The following is a 19,391-nucleotide window of genomic DNA, read 5'->3' as shown; positions in this document are numbered from 1 at the left end:
TGTTGCCCTGCGGTGCTAGAGAAGAGGAAAAGACTATGGCAAGCATTACAAAATACACGAAAAAAGACGGCTCTACGGCCTACAAGTTCCAAACCTATCTAGGTATCGACCCACTAACTGGGAAACCTAAAAAGACAACGCGATCCGGTTTTAAGACAAAAAAAGAGGCCGACCTTGCCCTCTCCAGGTTAATGCTGGATGTAGACAAGAACGGCCTCAGTAAAACGGATAACGATAACATCACATTCAAGGAAGTATATGAGCTGTGGGTGGATCAATACCGGCACACCGTCAAAGAGAACACGCTGCGCATGACAAAATACTACTTCAATGACTACATTTTACCATCGTTGGGCAAGTACCGCATCAACAACATAACGGTCGCCCAGGTTCAAAAAGCAGTCAACAAATGGGCCGGTCAAGTCGGCATGTATCAGCTCATGAACAGTTATGTTTCCATGGTTTACCGTTTCGCCAACAATAGCGGGATCAGTAGCATAAACCCTGCCGACAAAGTCATCATGCCTAAGAAGAAAAAGAAAGTCAAAGCCCAGTATGAGCAGGAGGATGGCTTTTACACCCGGGACGAACTGCGGACGTTCATGGAGTGCGCCTCTAAAGTAAAAGACCTGAAGAAAGTGGTATTTTTCCGCCTTGCAGCGTTCACTGGTGCCCGTAAGAGTGAAATACTGGCGCTGAACTGGTCCGATATTGATTTCACACGTAAACAGCTGCATATTAATAAAACGCTCGCTATCGGCTTAAAAAAGGTCATTGTTAACACACCAAAGACAGAGGCATCCATTCGCTCTATCAGTTTGGATGATGAGACGCTGGCACTGCTAAAAAGATGGCGTAGGGATCAGCTGGAAAAATATCTCATGCTTGGCATCAATACGAACAAGCCTAACCAGCCTATCTTTACAACCTATCACAATACGCACATACGCCCGTCCGCTGTGTTCTACTGGCTGAGGGATGTTCTCCAAAAGAATGACCTGAAGAAAATAACAATTCACGGGTTCCGGCATACACATGCCTCCCTGCTGTTCGAGGCGGGCGCATCGCTCCAGGAAGTAAAAGAGCGGCTCGGTCATGCGAACATAAAAACAACGATGGATATTTATACCCACGTAACCGAAAAGACTAAGGAAGAAACGGCTGATAAGTTCCTCAAATTTATGGAAAACTGAGCCAATGGCATTTTTTATGGCATTAATTTTTTCCAGGCATTTGAGAGAACGGCTTAAAAGTCCAGTCATACCAACGTTTATAGACTATCCTATGAAATGATTGAACCTTACAACAAATTAGGTTAATCTTAATTTTAAAAATCCCGACTTGGATATCCAAGCCGGGATTTTTTTATTTGAAGGTGATTGTTTTACTTATCTTTTCTAGACCATCTCGGTAAGATAATTTTATGCTGATTTCACCTGTTAATTCATCATATGCTATTACCTTAATTTTTATATTAAATCTATTTACATTTGAGTCAACATAAGAAATAATATCTTCTGTTTGCTGACCAATCGTTAAGCTAATTTTACTTTCTCCACTATTAGTATCTGATGCTATCTTTTCAGAATCCATTATAATTGTTGGATGTTTGTAAAGCACTGTTTCCCCTTCTAAATAATGCCTAATCACTTCAATTGATTGAGGAATATCCTGTTTAGATACGATGAAAATACCATCTTCACTTTTGTCGATTAATGTAACACTGACAATTAGAGCAATAAGTATGATGATGCATCCTACTTTCCTTTTCAGCATAGTCATTACCTTCTCTCTTTTACTAATGAATGATGTATCTATTATAGCGCAGATGATGATTATAAAATATGTCGAGTGAGAGCTAAAAAAAATGCCAGTCGACATGATTTGCCTAAATTATGTCGACTGGCGCTCAAAATCTTCTTCACTCGACACAAAACTGCCATGATGAGACTCATCATGGCAGTTTTTTATTCCATATTAATAAATCGCTACTGGACCATGTGGCCCTTCAATGACATCTATCGCTGTTCCAAAAATATCTGATAAAACTTCTGCTTTCATAACCTCATTAACAGTTCCAAATCTGACAATTTGTCCATTCTTCATTGCACAAATGTGTTCAGAATACTTAGCAGCAAAGTTAATATCATGCATAACCGTTACAATCGTACGGCCAAACTCCTTAGCTGCATATCTCAAATGCTCCATCATTTGGACTGAACTAGCAACATCGAGATTGTTCAAAGGTTCATCCAATAATATATAATCCGTTTCTTGGCATAAAACCATCGCCACATAAGCACGTTGTCTTTGTCCACCAGAAACTTCATCTAGATAACGGTTTTCTAATTCTGTTAAACCTAAAAAATCAATGTACTTAGAAATAATAGCTTCATCTTCTTTTGTTAATCGCCCTTTTGAATAAGGAAAACGGCCAAAACCTGCTAGTTGTCGAATCGTTAAACGAGTAATAAAATGATTTTCTTGGCGCAGTATGGTTAAAATTTTAGCCAGATCTGCTGATTTTGTTTGGCACACGTCCATATTAGCAATTTTGATATGACCTTCATCCATTTCTAGTAGCCGACCAATCATTAATAAAGTCGTTGACTTTCCCGCTCCATTTGGTCCAATCAAAGAAGTCAGACCTGCTTTAGGAATGGTGACAGTTAAGGGTCCAATTTGGACATCTTTAGAATATGCTTTTTTCACATCTGTTATTTCTATCATAATGAACCCTTCCTTAGTACGACAATTAAAAATGTTAAGCCACCAAAAATTTCAATAATGACCGATACGACACCTTGAGCATTAAATACATGATACATAAAGAAATAGGCAACCGTAATAATGACATAACCAATGACAAACGCCATTGGGAAAACATACTTATGGTCGTAAGTCGGCGCTGCTTGATAAGTGAGCGTGGCAACTAAAAAACCAAAGAATGTCAATTGACCAACTAGTGCTGTTGAAATAGACATCAACACCGCAACAATAACGAGTATAAAGATAACACTCGCTTGATAACGAACACCGAGTGTTTGACACACATCTTTCCCCAGTGCTACAACATTTAAACGCTTAGAATAAACAAATAACAGGATAACTGCAAGCACCACAATTGGGATTGCAATAGGAAAATAATCAGCATCAGCATTATTAACTGATCCCAGTAAACGCGCTTGTAACAGATCATATTCCGAAGGCGTTAAAATCCGCTTCATAAAGGATGACAGCGAACGTAATCCGCTACCGATAATGACCCCAACTAATAACATCAGCTGTAAATCACCATATTTTCCTGATAATAGCCAACCATAAAGTAGTAAGCAGAGTGACACCATAGCGACAACTTGAATAATAAATGGCACTAAACCTGTAAAGCCAACAAAGGCTGTCACTCCGAAGAAAAACATAGTGGCTGTATGAATCGAAACATAAAGTGCTTCAAACCCTAACAAAGAGGGAGTAACCACTCGATTCGTTGTAATAGATTGAAAAGCGACCGTTGATAAGCTTTGGCAAAGTGCAACAATCACCATAGCCGTTAGTGCTGTCGTTCGCCTTTTTACAATCGGCAAAAATGATGGTGATGTTACTGCTACCGGATTTTTATAAACCAATAGACCATAGGAAGCTAAGATAGCTAAGCTAAGTAAAATAATGAGCAATAGCCAGTATCGTTGTTCTTCCTTAGCAGAACGAAAAGCGCCAGTCGATCGGCTTTTAGTTGCTATTTGGTTATTCTTTCTATATGCCGATAACTTTTGCATCTTATCGTCTCCTTTGTCTAAGTAAAATAATGATAAAGATAACAGAGCCTGCCGTTCCTAAAATAAGCGATACAGGGACTTCGAATGGTGCAATAATTATTCTTGAGATGATATCACAAATCATAACAATTCCCATTCCCAATAAACATACCCATGGCAAATTACTTCGAATATCATCTCCACGATACATGGATACAATATTTGGCACAATGAGGCCAATAAAAGGTAAATTGCCAATAACTGCCGAGACAATCCCTACTGCAATTGAAATTAATAAGGTTGCTACTAAAATAATCTGGTTATAGTTAACACCAACAGAGGTCGTAACCTCTTCACCCAACCCAGCTAATGTCAATCGATCAGCATAGATAAAAATAATGACTGTCACTAGAACAATCAGCCATAAATACTCATATCGTCCAAGTTGAACAGAGGCAAATGAACCGACAAACCAACTTTCCACATTCTGACTCATATTAAAGGCTAAGCCAATAAAGGTAGATACGGCGGAAACAATGGCTCCCAGCATAATACCGATAATAGGTACAATTAAAGAAGATTTAAGTTTTACCTTTCGTAAAAAAAAGAAAAAGATTAATGTCCCAACAAACGAAAAAATAATAGCGCCAGTCATCCTTAAGACAAGAGATGGTGCGGGAAAAAATAAATAAACAAATACTAATCCTAAACCAGCCCACTCAACCGTTCCTGTTGTTGATGATTCAACGAGCCTATTTTGTGTAATCATCTGCATGACTAAACCAGTCATTGACATAGCTGCTCCTGTTAACATTAAGGATATGGTACGAGGAACTCGGGTAATAAAAAACATAGTCCAACCATCATCATTTCCCCTAATATCATAAGCACCAGTCATTAAGGATAGAAGCGCTAGCAACAGAACCAGAATACAAGTCAGAACAAATGCTTTCGTAAATACTTTTTTTCGACCATGACGCAAGGACTGAGCAAGCTCAGTACTTGTCATGTCTTTAATTGATTGCTTATCCATAAGCAATCACTATTTCGCTAATGTTTCAGCTAAGTTGTTAAACAGTTCGAGGTAAGTTTGAATTGATTCATTGGTGTAAGTATCATTTGGTGCGTAGACAATTTGTCCTTCAGTAATAGCTATTACATTTTGCAAAGCAGGTGCATTATCAATCACGTCTTGCGCAGGGACAGCATCTTCGTTGGATGATACTGCTGCATCACGGTCAAGAACAAAAATCCAATCTGGATTACTTTGAGCAATTGCCTCAACAGAAACTTCATCCCCCTCATGATCAGAAGAAAATTTCTCAACTTCTAGTGCAGGTACCCAACCAAAGATCTCATACATTGGTCCCCAAACACGTCCAGAATGTGGTGCAGAGAATCCAATATCCCCGCCTGAAACAACTAAACTCATCACTGTGTCTGCTCCATTGTATACTGACTTAGCAGCCTCAATTGCTGCATCAAAGTCTGCAATTAGTTGTTCTGCTTCGGCTTCTTTTTCAAAGATTTGTCCTAGGGCTACAGTAGAATCTTTTAGTCCATTAACAAGATTTTCACCAGGTGTTTCTGAGTCTTCAGAAACATCAATATTCAAATCAATAACAGCTGCATTCGGTACAAGTTCTTTTATTTCCTCGTAATAACTAGCAAAACGTTGTCCAACAATAACCAACTCTGGTTCAACTGCTGCAATAATTTCAAGATTAGGTTCGCGGTGGTTACCAATATCCTTCACATTTTCGTCACTCACATAAGGAGAGTCTGCTGGCATGACACCTTTAGGTACAGCAGCTAATTCAATACTCCAATCAGCTAATGTTTCAAAGGTACGGTTATCTAACACAACTACATTTTTAGGGTTGATTGGAACTGTTACAGTACCATGTGCATCTGTAATAGCCACTGTTGTTGCAACTTCTTCAACTGATGACTCAACAATGGATTCCGTTGTAGCTGATTCTACTGCTTCTGATTCTGTTGCCTCATTCGCTGTTGAACACGCTCCCAACAATAAGGCAGCTACAGCCATACTATATGTCAATTTAACCAATTTATTTTTTCCCATCTGTCTCTCTCCCTATCTCTATAACTCAAATGATTTATTTTTTAAGCCCTATTAGAATGGCTTACCTTTTTCCCACAATACCTTTTCTGATAACTCTTAATGAGAATGATTCTAATTGAGAATCATTCTCAATTAACTTAAGGCTTATTCTACTGTATGTTTATACAAAAAACAACAAAAATATTGATTTAAAGCGCTTTCTCATTAAAACAATATTAAATTAGTCTGTTAATTATGAAATTCACATTCTTTTTTAACCAAAAAAAAGAGGCTTTTCGCCTCTTTCATTCTCAATGAGAATAACGCTTCACATATTCAATAACCATTTCAGCTGATTTTTTTCCAGCTTCGATAATAAAGTCATCAAAAGACATAGATGCTTCTTCATCTGCACTATCAGACATCGCTCGTACTACAACAAACGGAACAGACATATTAAAACACGTTTGGGCGATTGACGCTCCTTCCATTTCCGTTGCTGCTGCTTCTGGAAATTCTGCCTTAATACGGTTAATTTCTTCTTTACTAGCGATAAACGAATCACTGGATACAATAAAGCCTCTAGATGGATTCAACCCTACCACTTGAGCAGCAGCCATAATAGCCTCTACACTTTTCACATCGCTCATGTAACGGGCAGGCATCTGAGGAACTTGTCCTTTTTCATAGCCAAATGCCATCGCATCAACATCATGGTAAGCCAATTGCTCAGCTACAACGACATCTCCCACAGCTAATCCTGACTTAATCGCTCCTGCTGATCCCGTATTAATAACCAAATCAGCTTGATAACGATCAATTAAAAACGCTGTTGCCAATGCTGAGTTTACTTTTCCTATTCCTGATTGGGTAATGACAACATCTGTTTCGCCAATTTTCCCAGAGGTATATTCTAAATGATGAATTTTTTCTGTTTTTTTATCCGACATTACACCAAGTAATACACGTGTTTCTTCTTCCATTGCGCCAATAATACCGATCATAGTTATTCACATTCCTTAACGTTTATTTAAATGACAAATGCCAATACAAAAACTAAAACAATCGCGATAATGACACTAATAATAGCGATATTATAAAAACGGTCTAATCTTCTTCCTTTTTCTTTAACCGTTAGTCGTGTTTTTGTTTCCTCGGCTGATTTTGTTTTTTTCTTGAGTGATTTTCCCTTTTCATTACCATTATCAGTTTCTTTCTGTATATACTCTTGGTAATTTTTTCGAGTAATCAATTGTTTTTTTTCTTTTTTAGCCATATTAAGCTTCCTTTTCTAATAAGCGAAGTTTCCAATAGAGCAGCGCATATAGCGTCTTAGCATCACAAATTTCTCCACTTTCTCTAAGCGCTAATGCTTCTTGGTAGCTACATAGGACAACTTCAACAAATTCATCCTCATCCTGAGGTAGTGGATTTTCTACAATTTCCAACCCTTCTGCGAGATAGATTGTAAATTTTTCATCTAAGTAAGCAGGAGTTGGATACATAGTCTCAATCTCTTCCCAACGACTTGCTGAATAATGGGTTTCTTCTTCTAGTTCCCTTTTGGCTGCCTCTAATGGATGAGTATCATCTTTTTCTAGCTTACCTGCTGGAATTTCTACGACTGTCCGTTCTAACGGTTTGCGATATTGACGGACCAAAACCATCTTTCCATCGGCCGTAAAAGGCATCACTGCTACAGCACCAGGATGACGGATAATTTCTCTAATAGATGTTTTTCCATTAGGAAGCAGGACTTCTTCTCTCTCTAAATGAACAAGTACGCCATCAAAAATTATTTCTTTCGTAAGGGTTTTTTCTTCAAACTCCATTTGTTTAGCCTCGCTTTTTATCATTCATTTAAGTCTATCATACCCTAATTCTTTTCTTGATGACAAGATTCCATTCAATTTTAATGAAAAATCATCCTTTTGACCGATAGTTGTCTCAAGCTGTTATGATAAAATAAAATCAAAGTAAGATTTCACTACTTAAGGAGGGTGACTTATGTTTCAAACAATCAAAAAAAGCTTTATTTATACATTTTCAAATGTCGGATGCTTAATCGCTTTAGCTGTTTTTTTCTTCGTTTTTGAATTTGATATCATCACATCATTGGTTCTTACGCTTGTGATGGGAGCTATTTTATTTCATTATCGGTCAAAAACAACCACTAAGAAGAACAAGCAGCCACTTGCTAAGGTATCTAGCCAAAAAGAGGAATTCTATCATTCTAAAGGCCTAACAAAAGATGAAATACAGCTATTCCGAAAAACGATGCATACAGCTAGAGAGCATATTTATGCTATTGAAAAGTCTACCAATAAGAGTAATAAAGTAAAGGCGATTGCTATACGTCATAATACGATTGCGATTATAAAAGACTTTTTTAAACATATTGTGGAACAGCCTAACCGTCTCCACGAGGTTAACCACTTCCTCTATACCTATTTACCTAATTTAAAGGAAATGACCGAATCTTATATTGAGATTGATGGTCATCTAGCAAAAACAAAAGAAACCTATCAGTCATTAGAGACTAGCTCGAAGACTATGGAAGATCTTTGCCAATTGATTACTAAAGATTATCTATCTTTCATGTCAAATGATATTGACGACTTAGATATGGAAGTGGAACTTGCTAATCATGTTCTGAACAGAGATAATAAAGAAAATGAACCATTAAGTGATGACTATTAGGAGGGATTATATGGAAAATAAAGATCAAACTGTTAATAAAGAACTAGAAGATTTACTAGCTAATCCATTTGCTGATCCGTATGCTAATCCAGCTGCCCAAGTAGATGGTAAACAAGAACTAAAAGAAACCGTCGTAGCTGACAAGCTAATCGATCGTTTACCAGAAGAACGACAAAAACAAGCTGTTGCTCTGGCTGGTCAAATTGATGAAAAAAATATGCAAGCGATCATTAGTTATGGCGCTGCTGCTCAAAAACAATTAGGTGAATTCTCACATTCTATGCTCTCTCATGTCCAAAACCAAGATACTGGTGAGATTGGCGATTCATTAAATGAGTTGATGTTTAAACTAAATGAGACAAGCCCTTCTGATTTAAGAGCAGAAGATAACAATATTTTCCGTAAGATGTTTAGTAAAGTAAAACAAAGCGTTTATGAAATGACCGCTAAATACCAACAGATCGGCGCTCAAATCGATAAAATTGCCGTGAAGCTAGATCGAGAAAAGAATGGCTTGTTAAATGATAATATTATGCTTGAACAACTTTACAAAAAGAATGAAGATTACTTTCATGCCCTTAATATTTATATTGCTGCCGGCGAAGTAAAACTTCAAGAACTATCAAGTCAGACGATTCCGGCTGCGATTGAGCTAGCCGAACAGTCAAAAAGCCAGATGGATGTCCAAATTGTTAATGACTTAAATCAGTTTTTAGACCGTTTAGAAAAACGAACACATGACTTAAGACTAGCACGACAAATGACCATCCAACAAGCACCACAAATCCGTTTGATTCAAAACACTAATCAAGCTTTAGCTGAGAAAATACAAGCGTCAATCCATACCGCTATTCCGTTATGGAAAAACCAAGTAGCTATTGCCATGACCTTGCTTCGTCAAAAAGATGCCGTAACTGCGCAACGACAAGTGTCGCAAACAACCAATGATTTAATGCTGAAAAATTCAGAAATGTTGAAAATATCAGCTATTGAAACAGCTAAAGAAAATGAACGAGGTGTGATTGATATCGAAACCTTGGAACAAACCCAAAAAGACTTAGTTGAAACCCTTCAAGAGACTTTGAAAATCCAACAAGAAGGTCGCATTAAGCGTCGCGAAGCTGAAACAGAATTGTCACACATGGAAAATGAACTGCGTGACCACCTACTCAGTCTTCAAAAAGAAGAAAATCGCTTAAATCAATAAGCAAAAAGCCTAGAATTTAGACGTTCTAGGCTTTTTTGTTGTTTAAAAATCATATCATTTTGAAAACAACTGATATTCATTTATAATAATGATAGTTAAAGTAATCAATCATTACTTTATATATTTTTTTAAAGGAGGAAACAAAGATGGGATTAATTTGGACGTTAATTGTCGGTGGTGTACTAGGTGCAATCGCTGGAGCAATCATGGGTAGAGATATACCTGGAGGCATTATTGGAAATATCATTGCTGGTTTCCTTGGTTCATGGCTAGGTACGATGTTATTAGGCGAATGGGGACCAGAAATTGGTGGATTCTTCATTGTACCTGCTTTGCTTGGGGCTGTCATTTTAATCTTCCTAGTATCATTCATTCTAGGACGATCAAAACGAAATTAGAATAGTTATAGTAAAGGCATCAGGGATTGACCTGATGCCTTTACTATATTTAAAAAGCACACTAATCAATGATTAGTGTGCTTTGGATTATAAGTTTATGAAGTAAGTTATAATTTTTGAAGATTATAATTTTACAACGTTAGCTGCTTGAGCTCCGCGGTTTCCTTCAACAATGTCAAATTCAACATCTTGGCCTTCTTCAAGTGTTTTGAAGCCGTCGCCTTGAATTGCTGAGAAGTGAACGAATACGTCGTCTCCGCCTTCAACTTCGATAAATCCGAATCCTTTTTCACCGTTAAACCATTTTACTTTACCTTGTTCCATAATAAAACAAAACCTCCAAAAATTTTTCTAATAACTTGAACCATAATCTTTATGTTTATATTTCAAATTACATATTTAAGTATAATAAAGTTCACTATAAAATGCAAGTTTCTTTCGTAAAACGGTTTCATAAGCAGGATAATAGTTAACATTTTGTTCATAATTAAAAGAGCGTGTAGGAATTTCCCTACACGCTCTAATCTTATTGCTCTTCTTCAGTTGTTAATGCTTCTGGAAAATCATTAATAACAATGTCCGCACAACGGCTACATAATGTTGGCGCTGCTTCAATCGTCCCTACTTCTTCTTTAATGATACGGCAACGGTCGCAAGTTTCGCCATGAGCGTGCTCAACGACAACGCGCATACCATTTTCAGCATCTGCTTCATCATGAAGAGTCACTTGAGACACGATAAATAGTTGAGCTAAGTCAGTATCAATCGATTCAAATAAGTCTTTTACTTCTTGTGAAACAAATAGATTTAAATGAGCTTCAAACGATTTACCGATTACTTTTTCGCTACGTGCTTCTTCTAGTGATTTTAAGATGCTTTGACGTAATGACATAAAGCTATTCCATTGTTCAAGAATCTCATCTTTATCAGCTGCAAATACAGCTTCAGGTAATTCTGCTAATTGTGCATACTCTTCTTCTTCTTTCAAGTATGTCCAAATTTCCTCTGTTGTATGCGTAATAATTGGTGTCAACAGTTTTGTGATTGCTACTAAAGCATCATAGAAAACAGTTTGCATAGAACGTCTCACTGCATCGTTTTCACGTTCAATATAGACCACATCTTTAGCAAAGTCTAAGTAGAATGATGATAACTCAACAGTACAGAAGTTCATAATCGTTTGATAGATTGTTGAGAAACGGTAATCTTCATAAGCCTTTAGACATGTTTCAATAATTTGATTTAGACGGATTGACATAAACTTATCAACTGAACGTAAGTCTTCATAAGCGACACGGTGTTCTGCTGGATTAAAGTCTTCTGTATTTCCGATCAAGAAACGCATAGTGTTTCGGATTTTACGGTATGTTTCTGATACTTGTTTTAAAATATCATCGCTGACACGTACGTCTGATTCGTAGTCCACACTTGAAACCCATAGACGAATAATATCTGCTCCCATATTTTTAACAACTTTTTCAGGTAAAATCGTATTTCCAAGTGATTTACTCATTTTACGGCCTTCACCATCTAGAACAAATCCTTGTGATAAGACACTCTTATAAGGTGCTTCACCGTTAATGGCAACACTCGTTGTTAAACTAGAGTTAAACCATCCGCGGTATTGGTCAGAACCTTCTAAATACATATCTGCTGGGAAGGTTAAGTTCTCTCTGTTACGTAAAACTGACTCATGAGAAGAACCTGAATCAAACCATACGTCCATAATATCTGTTTCTTTAGTAAAGAGACCATTTGGGCTACCTGGATGTGTAAAGCCTGCTGGCAATAAGTCTTTCGCTTCACGCTCAAACCACACATTTGATCCTTCTTGACCAATCAATGTTGCGACATGATCGATTGTTTCTGGTGTAATAATAGCTTCACCATTTTCTGCGTAGAAAATAGGTAGCGGTACACCCCAAACACGTTGACGAGAGATTACCCAGTCGCCACGGTCACGAATCATATTATGGATACGTACTTTTCCTGATGGGTGGATCCAGTCTACTTTTTCAATTTCATCAAGAATATCTTGACGGAATTTACTGATTGATGCAAACCATTGTGGTGTAGCACGGAAAATAACTGGTTTCTTCGTACGCCAGTCATGTGGGTAGCTATGTTCAAAGAAATCTAGTTTCAATAGCTGTCCTTTTTCTTCCAATAATTCTGTAATCATTTTGTTTGCTTTATCGTAAAAAATACCTTCAAAACCAGGCGCTTCATCAGTATAGCAACCACGGTCATCTACTGGTGATAGAACATCTAAGCCATATTTTTTACCGATAATGTAGTCATCATCACCATGTCCTGGCGCAGTATGAACTAAACCAGTACCTGCTTCAAGTGTGACGTGGTCTCCTACCATGACAAGTGATTCACGGTCATAAAATGGGTGTTGAGCAGTCATGTATTCCATTTCTGCCCCTTTGAATTCTCTCAATGTTGTTACTGATTCCCAACCGATTTCGTTTTTAACGGTTTCTAGCAGGTCAGTTGCTACAATAAATTTACGGCCATCAGCTTCAATTTCAGAATAATTGAAATCAGCATGAACAGAGATACCTAGGTTTGCTGGTAATGTCCATGGTGTTGTTGTCCAGATAATAAATGAGGTATCTGTATCTAAAAAGCCTTTACCGTCTTTTACTGGGAATGACACATAGATTGAAGCTGATTTAATATCTTTGTATTCAATTTCAGCTTCTGCAAGTGATGATTCACTTGATGGTGACCAATAAATTGGCTTTAGACCTTTGTAGATGTAGCCTTTCTCAGCCATTTTACCAAACACACGGATTTCGCCTTCTTCGTATTCTGGTGTTAAAGTCACATATGGGTTATCCCATTCACCGGTCACACCTAAACGTTTGAAAACAGTACGTTGACCGTCAATTTGTTTCCATGCATAATCTTCACACAGTTTTCGGAATTCTGCTAAACTCATTTGTTTACGGTTAACACCTGTATTGGTTAGGGCTTGTTCAATCGGTAAACCATGTGTGTCCCATCCTGGCACATAAGGTGAACGGAAACCAGACATTGATTTTGAACGAACAATAAAATCTTTACTGATTTTGTTTAAGGCATGTCCCATATGAACAGCACCATTGGCATATGGCGGGCCATCATGTAAGACAAATGTTGGTTTCCCAGCATTCTTTTCTTGACGTTTGTCGTAAACCTGTTGTTCTTCCCACTCTTTTTCACGTTCTTGTTCGCGAACCGGTAAATTTGCTTTCATTGGAAAAGCAGTTTTTCCCAATAGCAAAGTATCTTTCATTTTCATGAACTATATTCCTCCATTTTATTATTATTGTTTAGCCTTCTTTTTACAGCAAAATAAAAAGACTCCGTCCTCAAAAGGGACGAAGTCTTCGTGGTACCACCCAAATTCAAAGCAAAAAATTCATAATACTGCTTTCTTTAGGAACCGTTAACGCTGTTCAGGCGATTAACCTACTAATCCAATCATTGGATGTTCAGCTCATATTTCATGGATGATCCGTTGATTACAGGGACTATTGGCCTTTCACCAGCTGCCAATTCGCTTAAAAGTATCTAATCATTGGGTGTTCCAATCATCAATTAGTTTGATTTTACTTGTTTTCTACTGAAATATCAATAGCTTCTACTTGACCTTCTTCTGATTGCTCATCTTTTTCTGATGATTCTGTCGTTTCAAAACCAGTTTCTGCCATTAAATCATCCACCTTACGCGTACGATTATTCAAGACATCATCCAGTGTCGGTGTTGGGACATACTTTTCAGGAACTGTATTTAATACTAATTCCCACTCTTCATTCTTAATTAAGTTTAACTGTGATTCTACCAATACTTGCAGTTTTTGTTTAAAGTTACGGCTCTCACGACGAACATTATCTGTTTCGTGATTAATTTGAGTTGCTTTTTCAGCAGCTTCTTTTAATAAACGGTCTGCACTTTTTTCTGCTTCAAATAGGATAATTTCTGCTTCTTTACGAGCGTTTTCTTTTAAGCGATCCGCTGCATCTTGTGCGACAACAATTGACTTATTAAGAGCATCTTGAAGATTTTGGAAATGTTCAATTTTTTCTTCTGCAAATTTCACTTGTTTCTCTAAATCTTTGTTTTCTTTTAGAACTTGCTCATAATTTTTTTTGATAAGGTCTAGAAAATCATCTACCTCATCTTTGCTGTATCCCTTAAATTTTGACTCGAATTCTTTATGTTGAATATCTAATGGTGTTAATGACATTCTTAATCATCCCTTTCAACTTAAATTACTTGCGTAGAACGCCTATCTCAATTCGCCACTTGTCTTTTTTAGACTTTCCTTGAATGGCTCGTATTTGTATACGGCCGTAGCCACGAATAGAAATAATATCAAAAATACCCAGTTCAAAATCTGGTCGATCGTGTTGGGTCCAATTTAATTTGACCTTGCCAGACCCTACTAATTCCTTAGCACGCTGTCGTGAGATATTATAGACCGATGATATGACGGTATCAATTCTCAACGAACTAACGGTGTCTTGTTCAATGGTCCAATCATCAATGGGTTGGATAAGGTCAGTATAATCACGTTCCTCTAAACGAACAGTGATATTCCCCATTTTAGTGACTTGAAGCTTCACAAACTGAAAGACTGACTCTACAGTAAAAAATTGCCATCTTTCACCGTCAGACATGATGTCACCAAATACTTCACGTTTAACACCTGCGCCAACTAAGGTGCCCAGAATTTTACCATGAGTTAACTGTGTAAATTTAACAGGGTAGTTAATCTCTACTAATTGAAGCTCATAATCTTCCTGTTGCGGCTCGAAATATTCCGGATAGAGAATCGCTCGTTTCCGTTCTGCTGCCTCATAGCCGCCAAAAAAAGAAACACGAACTTCTCCTTTTTTTCCAATAAGCATTTCAATAATATATTGTTGTCTTGGATCTAAAAAATCAGTTAGGTAAGGTGAATACTGCTCCTGAACTTGAATAATCCAAGATTCAACTAAATCAATAAAGCTCTGTTCTTCTTTACGAAAATGTTGATACAGCTGCTCCATTTACCCGCCTCCTTTTCGATTAACTAAATAATTGAAGAAGGAATAATAAGACAACATATGCGCCATAATTGACTAGGCGTAAAAATAAAATAGCAAATAACACACTGAAACTTACCATGCCGACTGAAGGAATCAATCGATAGAAGATGCTGAGATAAGGTTCAACAATCCGTGTAATCAGCTGGCCGAATTTTGAAGATAAGGCATTTGGCAACCATGTCATTAGAGCATATATAGCTAAAATTCCTGAATAAATATTAATGACTCGTGGAACGAGGTACATTAAAAATAAAATAATCCTTACCATTCCATCCTCCTTTCTCTTCCTTGGAAGTACAGTTATTATTCTCAACTAGAAGTAGTATTCTGTCTGACTTTCTCCTACTTCTCTGTTGGCAATTTCAAAATTAGCTGGTGTACATAAGAAAATACCTTCGCCAACTTGCTGAATATCACCATTTACGGCATAAACAGCCCCTGCAATAAAATCAATGACTTTAGATGCTTGATCCTTTTCCATTCGTTTAAAATTTAAAAGGACTGAATCATTATTTAATAAGTAATCTGCAATTTGCTCTGCTTCTGTAAAGACTCTCGGCTCGATTACATGAATACTTGCTTTTTGAGATTGACTTCTCTGGTTCATTGGAATAACTTTTGACTTCATTTTTTGTGATGGAACAGCGTGTCTAGTCGGTTGTTCCTGTTGAAAATGAACAGTGTCATAGTGTTCTGATTGTTCTTCCCATTCCGGAGTTTCTTCATCTAAACCAAAAAAGTTCCTGATCATATCTTTTAGGCTCAAGCTATTCCCTCTATTCTTTCGTGATTATCTGCTTTTAATCAAAAAAAGCAGATCCAATGCGAACAAATGATGCACCTTCTTGAATAGCGATTTGATAATCCCCACTCATGCCCATACTTGTTTGCGTACAAGGTGCAAAAGATAACTTTTTAGCTGCTATTTCTTCCTGCAAACTCTTTAAGCGTTTAAAGTAAACACTCAACTCATTTGCATTAGCTTCAATAGGAGCCATTGTCATTAATCCTACTACCAAAACATTGGGATAGATAGCCAGCTCATCAATAAACGATTCTAAACGTTCAGGAGAAACTCCACTTTTAGAAGTCTCTCCTGATACGTTAACTTGCACAAAACATGCCACTGGACGTTCTGCTCGTTTATTTATTTCTTTAGCCAACGATTCTCTATCCAAAGAATGAAGATAATCGATTTGATTGATAATCTGCTTCACTTTTCTCGTTTGCAATGACCCTATAAAATGCCACTTAATATCTTCTTGCTGGCAAGCAGACTGCTTTTCAAGAAGACCTTCTGGGCGATTTTCTCCAAAATGACGATAACCGACTTCGTAAAGGGCTTGTAAATCTGCAACAGGTCGTTGTTTCGTTACTGCCACACAAGTCACTTCGTCAGCATGGCGATTTACTGTTGCAACCGAGTCTTGAATACGAGATTCAATTCTTTGACAATTAGAAATAATAGTCATTTTTATCTACGTCTCTTACGGAAAAATGGTGGTGTTTCTAATTGATCGTCATCTGAATCTGATACATCTTCATGTTGTTGGTAGCGTGAGTAGTTTTCTTGAGTTGGTTCTGGGCTTACTTCTCTTGAAGTTGTTTCTCTCGGACTGTTATCTCTACGGATATCCCAATCTCCAAACAAGTCTTTTTCTTTTTCTGTTTCAGTTACAGCTGGTTCTTGAAATGTTGGTGCAGGGGTTGATGTAACATCTTTACGTCCTTTAAAAGGGCTCCCTCCACGCGCGTTGGACTTTTTTTCTTCTTTACGTTTCTCCGAATCAATACCAGTAGCGATAACTGTAACAACAACTTCATCGCCCAATGCTTCGTTAATTGACGTACCGAAGATAATATTAACTTCAGATGTTGATGCTTGTGCAACAATGTCGCTCGCATCTTGTGCTTCGAACAATGTTAAGTCCGCACCACCTGTAATATTCAATAGGATTTGTTCTGCGCCATCGATTGAAACTTCTAGTAATGGTGAAGAAATAGCTTTTTTCGTTGCTTCTGCCGTACGGTTTTCACCAGATGCCACACCGATACCCATCAATGCTGAACCTTGGTCCTTCATAACTGTATTCACATCGGCAAAGTCTAAGTTTACGTAACCTGGTGATGTAATTAAGTCTGAAATACCTTGAACACCTTGACGCAATACATTGTCAGCTTCATTAAATGCTTCCAACATTGGTGTCTTTTTATCAACAATTTCTAATAAGCGGTTGTTTGAAATAATTACTAATGTATCAACGTTAGCTTTTAATTCTGCAATACCTTCTGCAGCGTAACGTCCTCTTTTTGGTCCTTCAAAGCTAAACGGACGTGTTACAACACCAACAGTCAATGCCCCTTGGTCTTTAGCAATTTTTGCAACGATTGGTGCTGCACCAGTACCAGTACCGCCACCCATTCCACATGTTACAAAAATCATATCCGCACCAGATAGTGCTTCTGCTAATTGTGCTTCACTCTCTTCAGCTGCTTTACGGCCTACATCAGGAATAGAACCTGCTCCCAACCCTTTTGTTAATTTAGGTCCAAGTTGGATTTTTGTTTCTGCTTGTGAAGCATTTAATGCTTGTGTATCTGTATTTGCTACGATAAATTCTACACCTTTAACATCGTCAGCGATCATACGATTTACGGCGTTTCCACCTGCTCCACCTACACCGATTACTTTTACTTTAGCGCCGCCGCTCATGATTGAATCAAATTCAAGTTCCATTATATTTCCTCCTACTTATCTATCGTTTCTTATTCAAAGATTGAATGAATAAATTGTTTAAATTGATTAACAATTGAATCTTTCTTGCTTTCTTCTTCGTAGTTGTATTCTTCTTCTACAGGAGGTTCCGAATAAACTGGTGCTTCTTTTTGTTGCATAGACACAACATTTTGTTTGACTTGCTGTGGTTGAGCTGCTGGTCGTTGAACGACTCTATTCTTAGCAACTTGGTAAATAGCATCTTGCTCGCCAACATACTTGATTAAACCAAGACTCGTTGCAAAAATAGGATTTCGCATACCCATTTGTTCTGGGATATACATTTTCACGCTGCATCCAAACATCTCTTCTGCTAATTCCATCACACCCGGAAGAGCAGCACCACCACCTGTTAAAATAACACCACCTGGCAAGTCAAAAGCTTCAACTTGATCCAGTGCTCGTTTAACGTTATCAAGAATTTGGATCACGCGAGCCTCGATAATTTCTGAAAGGTATTTTTCATCAACACGAACGGGCTCTTCTTTACCAATTACATCTACTGGGAAATATTCTACATCAGATGTATCTGCAGGAATCGCATAACCGTATTCACGTTTAATTTTTTCAGCGTTTTCTAAAGTGGTATTCAAAATGATTGAAATATCTTTTGTAATTAAGCTTCCGCCTTCTTGATCAACATAAACAAATTTCAATTGATCATCATGCATAACAGATGCGGTCGTTTGTCCGCCACCCATATCTACTAAGATTGTTCCAAAATCGCGTTCACCTTTGTTCATTGCGATACTTGAAACAGCAAGTGGTTGAACAACCATATCTTGAATAATAAGACCTGCACGTTCAACGCAACGTTTGATATTATGAACAATCGTCTTTGGTCCTGTTATCATGCTAGCATAAAGTTCTAAACGAACCCCAATCATACCAATTGGGTCTCTAATGCCATCAAAGCCATCTACAATGAATTCTTCTGGAATAACAGAAATGATTTCGCGTTCTGGCGGTAATGCGCGCACTCTTGCTGCATTGAAGACATTTTGAACGTCTTCATTAGTTATTTCTTTATTCTCACTTGCAACACCGTACATGCCGTGGCAAGGTTCGATGCTGATTTGATTTCCTGGAATACCAACAATAACGTCTCTTATTTTAATATTTGCTTTTCTTTCTGCTTGCTCAACCGCACGTTTAATTGAATTGACCGTTTCATCAATATCGACGATAATACCACGATTGAGGCCTTTCGATACTTCATTACCTACTCCAATAATGTTTAATTGATTGTTTACATATTCTGCTACAACGACTTTTATTGAAGTGGTTCCAATGTCTAGGCTGACAAACAAACCTTGATTTTTCATATCTTATTGAAACCTCCGATTTCCTATTGCATTCACATACTGAAGGAACGACTTACGATTTTTTATGACTGTTCAGTATG

21 protein-coding genes are annotated in these 19,391 nt (G+C 37.5%); 4 read left to right on the top strand and 17 right to left on the bottom strand.

Annotated features, from left to right (window positions below):
- Positions 1-35: 35 nt before the first annotated feature.
- Complete coding sequence (locus G7057_RS09300; protein WP_166163153.1) at positions 36-1,193, top strand: site-specific integrase; 1,158 nt, start codon at positions 36-38, stop codon at positions 1,191-1,193.
- Positions 1,194-1,365: 172 nt separating this feature from the next.
- Here G7057_RS09300 and G7057_RS09295 read toward each other — a convergent pair whose 3' ends face one another.
- The 8 genes from G7057_RS09295 to G7057_RS09260 all read right to left on the bottom strand — a co-directional run bounded on the left by G7057_RS09295 (position 1,366) and on the right by G7057_RS09260 (position 7,652).
- Positions 1,366-1,782, bottom strand: a complete 417-nt coding sequence (locus G7057_RS09295) for a hypothetical protein (RefSeq protein WP_166163151.1) — start codon at positions 1,780-1,782, stop codon at positions 1,366-1,368.
- A 195-nt stretch (positions 1,783-1,977) separates the two neighbouring features.
- A complete protein-coding gene (locus G7057_RS09290; RefSeq protein WP_166163149.1) occupies positions 1,978-2,730 on the bottom strand; it encodes an iron ABC transporter ATP-binding protein in 753 nt (250 codons plus the stop codon).
- On the bottom strand, positions 2,727-3,776 hold the full coding sequence (locus tag G7057_RS09285; protein ID WP_166163147.1) for an iron chelate uptake ABC transporter family permease subunit: 1,050 nt from the start codon (positions 3,774-3,776) through the stop codon (positions 2,727-2,729). The genes G7057_RS09290 and G7057_RS09285 overlap by 4 nt, the downstream gene beginning before the upstream one ends.
- 1 nt (position 3,777) lies before the next feature.
- Entirely contained in the window at positions 3,778-4,788 is a 1,011-nt protein-coding gene (locus G7057_RS09280) for an ABC transporter permease (RefSeq protein ID WP_166163144.1), read from the bottom strand.
- A gap of 9 nt (positions 4,789-4,797) precedes the next feature.
- Positions 4,798-5,841, bottom strand: a complete 1,044-nt coding sequence (locus G7057_RS09275) for a siderophore ABC transporter substrate-binding protein (protein ID WP_166163141.1) — start codon at positions 5,839-5,841, stop codon at positions 4,798-4,800.
- Positions 5,842-6,131: 290 nt separating this feature from the next.
- A complete protein-coding gene (locus G7057_RS09270; RefSeq protein ID WP_166163138.1) occupies positions 6,132-6,824 on the bottom strand; it encodes a 5'-methylthioadenosine/adenosylhomocysteine nucleosidase in 693 nt (230 codons plus the stop codon).
- 26 nt (positions 6,825-6,850) lie between these two features.
- Positions 6,851-7,096 (bottom strand): hypothetical protein, encoded by a 246-nt coding sequence (locus G7057_RS09265; protein WP_166163135.1) that lies wholly within the window; start codon positions 7,094-7,096, stop codon positions 6,851-6,853.
- A 1-nt stretch (position 7,097) separates the two neighbouring features.
- The gene (locus G7057_RS09260) at positions 7,098-7,652 is read right to left on the bottom strand and encodes an NUDIX domain-containing protein (RefSeq protein ID WP_166163132.1); all 555 of its coding nucleotides are present in this window, start codon (positions 7,650-7,652) and stop codon (positions 7,098-7,100) included.
- A gap of 175 nt (positions 7,653-7,827) precedes the next feature.
- Here G7057_RS09260 and G7057_RS09255 point away from each other — a divergent pair, with 175 nt between their 5' ends.
- The 3 genes from G7057_RS09255 (at position 7,828) to G7057_RS09245 (ending at position 10,125) form a co-directional block, all read left to right on the top strand.
- Positions 7,828-8,520 carry a 5-bromo-4-chloroindolyl phosphate hydrolysis family protein gene (locus G7057_RS09255; RefSeq protein ID WP_166163129.1) on the top strand — a complete coding sequence of 231 codons (693 nt, stop codon included), beginning with the start codon at positions 7,828-7,830 and terminating at the stop codon, positions 8,518-8,520.
- 10 nt (positions 8,521-8,530) lie between these two features.
- Entirely contained in the window at positions 8,531-9,727 is a 1,197-nt protein-coding gene (locus tag G7057_RS09250) for a toxic anion resistance protein (protein ID WP_166163126.1), read from the top strand.
- 146 nt (positions 9,728-9,873) lie between these two features.
- Entirely contained in the window at positions 9,874-10,125 is a 252-nt protein-coding gene (locus G7057_RS09245) for a GlsB/YeaQ/YmgE family stress response membrane protein (RefSeq protein ID WP_166163123.1), read from the top strand.
- Positions 10,126-10,248: 123 nt separating this feature from the next.
- On the opposite strand, the gene cspD is transcribed toward G7057_RS09245, so the two are convergent.
- From cspD to ftsA, 9 genes are all read right to left on the bottom strand, one after another.
- Positions 10,249-10,449 (bottom strand): cold-shock protein CspD, encoded by a 201-nt coding sequence (gene cspD, locus G7057_RS09240; protein ID WP_076766692.1) that lies wholly within the window; start codon positions 10,447-10,449, stop codon positions 10,249-10,251.
- 202 nt (positions 10,450-10,651) lie between these two features.
- The gene (gene ileS / locus G7057_RS09235) at positions 10,652-13,417 is read right to left on the bottom strand and encodes an isoleucine--tRNA ligase (RefSeq protein WP_166163120.1); all 2,766 of its coding nucleotides are present in this window, start codon (positions 13,415-13,417) and stop codon (positions 10,652-10,654) included.
- A gap of 310 nt (positions 13,418-13,727) precedes the next feature.
- Positions 13,728-14,366, bottom strand: coding sequence for a DivIVA domain-containing protein (locus G7057_RS09230; protein ID WP_166163117.1), 639 nt, complete (start codon positions 14,364-14,366; stop codon positions 13,728-13,730).
- 25 nt (positions 14,367-14,391) lie between these two features.
- The gene (locus tag G7057_RS09225) at positions 14,392-15,171 is read right to left on the bottom strand and encodes a YlmH family RNA-binding protein (RefSeq protein ID WP_166163114.1); all 780 of its coding nucleotides are present in this window, start codon (positions 15,169-15,171) and stop codon (positions 14,392-14,394) included.
- A 19-nt stretch (positions 15,172-15,190) separates the two neighbouring features.
- A complete protein-coding gene (locus G7057_RS09220; RefSeq protein WP_166163111.1) occupies positions 15,191-15,478 on the bottom strand; it encodes a YggT family protein in 288 nt (95 codons plus the stop codon).
- A 45-nt stretch (positions 15,479-15,523) separates the two neighbouring features.
- Positions 15,524-15,976 (bottom strand): cell division protein SepF, encoded by a 453-nt coding sequence (locus G7057_RS09215; protein WP_166163107.1) that lies wholly within the window; start codon positions 15,974-15,976, stop codon positions 15,524-15,526.
- 34 nt (positions 15,977-16,010) lie between these two features.
- On the bottom strand, positions 16,011-16,682 hold the full coding sequence (locus tag G7057_RS09210) for a YggS family pyridoxal phosphate-dependent enzyme (RefSeq protein WP_166163104.1): 672 nt from the start codon (positions 16,680-16,682) through the stop codon (positions 16,011-16,013).
- Positions 16,683-16,684: 2 nt separating this feature from the next.
- Positions 16,685-17,947 carry a cell division protein FtsZ gene (ftsZ, locus tag G7057_RS09205; protein WP_166163101.1) on the bottom strand — a complete coding sequence of 421 codons (1,263 nt, stop codon included), beginning with the start codon at positions 17,945-17,947 and terminating at the stop codon, positions 16,685-16,687.
- A gap of 29 nt (positions 17,948-17,976) precedes the next feature.
- On the bottom strand, positions 17,977-19,311 hold the full coding sequence (gene ftsA / locus G7057_RS09200; RefSeq protein ID WP_166163098.1) for a cell division protein FtsA: 1,335 nt from the start codon (positions 19,309-19,311) through the stop codon (positions 17,977-17,979).
- Between the last annotated feature and the right edge of the window lie 80 nt (positions 19,312-19,391).

Origin of the sequence: Jeotgalibaca arthritidis (assembly GCF_011100465.1) — a bacterium.
Classification (GTDB): domain Bacteria; phylum Bacillota; class Bacilli; order Lactobacillales; family Aerococcaceae; genus Jeotgalibaca; species Jeotgalibaca arthritidis.
Note: the sequence above shows the minus strand (reverse complement) of the source record. Positions and strands in the feature narration are given on the sequence as shown.

Bases quoted from the DNA above. Each gene is read 5' to 3' on its own strand.
- G7057_RS09300 (WP_166163153.1), top strand. From the start codon at position 36: ATGGCAAGCATTACAAAATACACGAAAAAAGACGGCTCTACGGCCTAC.
- G7057_RS09295 (WP_166163151.1), bottom strand. From the start codon at position 1,782: ATGACTATGCTGAAAAGGAAAGTAGGATGCATCATCATACTTATTGCT.
- G7057_RS09290 (WP_166163149.1), bottom strand. From the start codon at position 2,730: ATGATAGAAATAACAGATGTGAAAAAAGCATATTCTAAAGATGTCCAA.
- G7057_RS09285 (WP_166163147.1), bottom strand. From the start codon at position 3,776: ATGCAAAAGTTATCGGCATATAGAAAGAATAACCAAATAGCAACTAAA.
- G7057_RS09280 (WP_166163144.1), bottom strand. From the start codon at position 4,788: ATGGATAAGCAATCAATTAAAGACATGACAAGTACTGAGCTTGCTCAG.
- G7057_RS09275 (WP_166163141.1), bottom strand. From the start codon at position 5,841: ATGGGAAAAAATAAATTGGTTAAATTGACATATAGTATGGCTGTAGCT.
- G7057_RS09270 (WP_166163138.1), bottom strand. From the start codon at position 6,824: ATGATCGGTATTATTGGCGCAATGGAAGAAGAAACACGTGTATTACTT.
- G7057_RS09265 (WP_166163135.1), bottom strand. From the start codon at position 7,096: ATGGCTAAAAAAGAAAAAAAACAATTGATTACTCGAAAAAATTACCAA.
- G7057_RS09260 (WP_166163132.1), bottom strand. From the start codon at position 7,652: ATGGAGTTTGAAGAAAAAACCCTTACGAAAGAAATAATTTTTGATGGC.
- G7057_RS09255 (WP_166163129.1), top strand. From the start codon at position 7,828: ATGTTTCAAACAATCAAAAAAAGCTTTATTTATACATTTTCAAATGTC.
- G7057_RS09250 (WP_166163126.1), top strand. From the start codon at position 8,531: ATGGAAAATAAAGATCAAACTGTTAATAAAGAACTAGAAGATTTACTA.
- G7057_RS09245 (WP_166163123.1), top strand. From the start codon at position 9,874: ATGGGATTAATTTGGACGTTAATTGTCGGTGGTGTACTAGGTGCAATC.
- cspD (WP_076766692.1), bottom strand. From the start codon at position 10,449: ATGGAACAAGGTAAAGTAAAATGGTTTAACGGTGAAAAAGGATTCGGA.
- ileS (WP_166163120.1), bottom strand. From the start codon at position 13,417: ATGAAAATGAAAGATACTTTGCTATTGGGAAAAACTGCTTTTCCAATG.
- G7057_RS09230 (WP_166163117.1), bottom strand. From the start codon at position 14,366: ATGTCATTAACACCATTAGATATTCAACATAAAGAATTCGAGTCAAAA.
- G7057_RS09225 (WP_166163114.1), bottom strand. From the start codon at position 15,171: ATGGAGCAGCTGTATCAACATTTTCGTAAAGAAGAACAGAGCTTTATT.
- G7057_RS09220 (WP_166163111.1), bottom strand. From the start codon at position 15,478: ATGGTAAGGATTATTTTATTTTTAATGTACCTCGTTCCACGAGTCATT.
- G7057_RS09210 (WP_166163104.1), bottom strand. From the start codon at position 16,682: ATGACTATTATTTCTAATTGTCAAAGAATTGAATCTCGTATTCAAGAC.
- ftsZ (WP_166163101.1), bottom strand. From the start codon at position 17,947: ATGGAACTTGAATTTGATTCAATCATGAGCGGCGGCGCTAAAGTAAAA.
- ftsA (WP_166163098.1), bottom strand. From the start codon at position 19,311: ATGAAAAATCAAGGTTTGTTTGTCAGCCTAGACATTGGAACCACTTCA.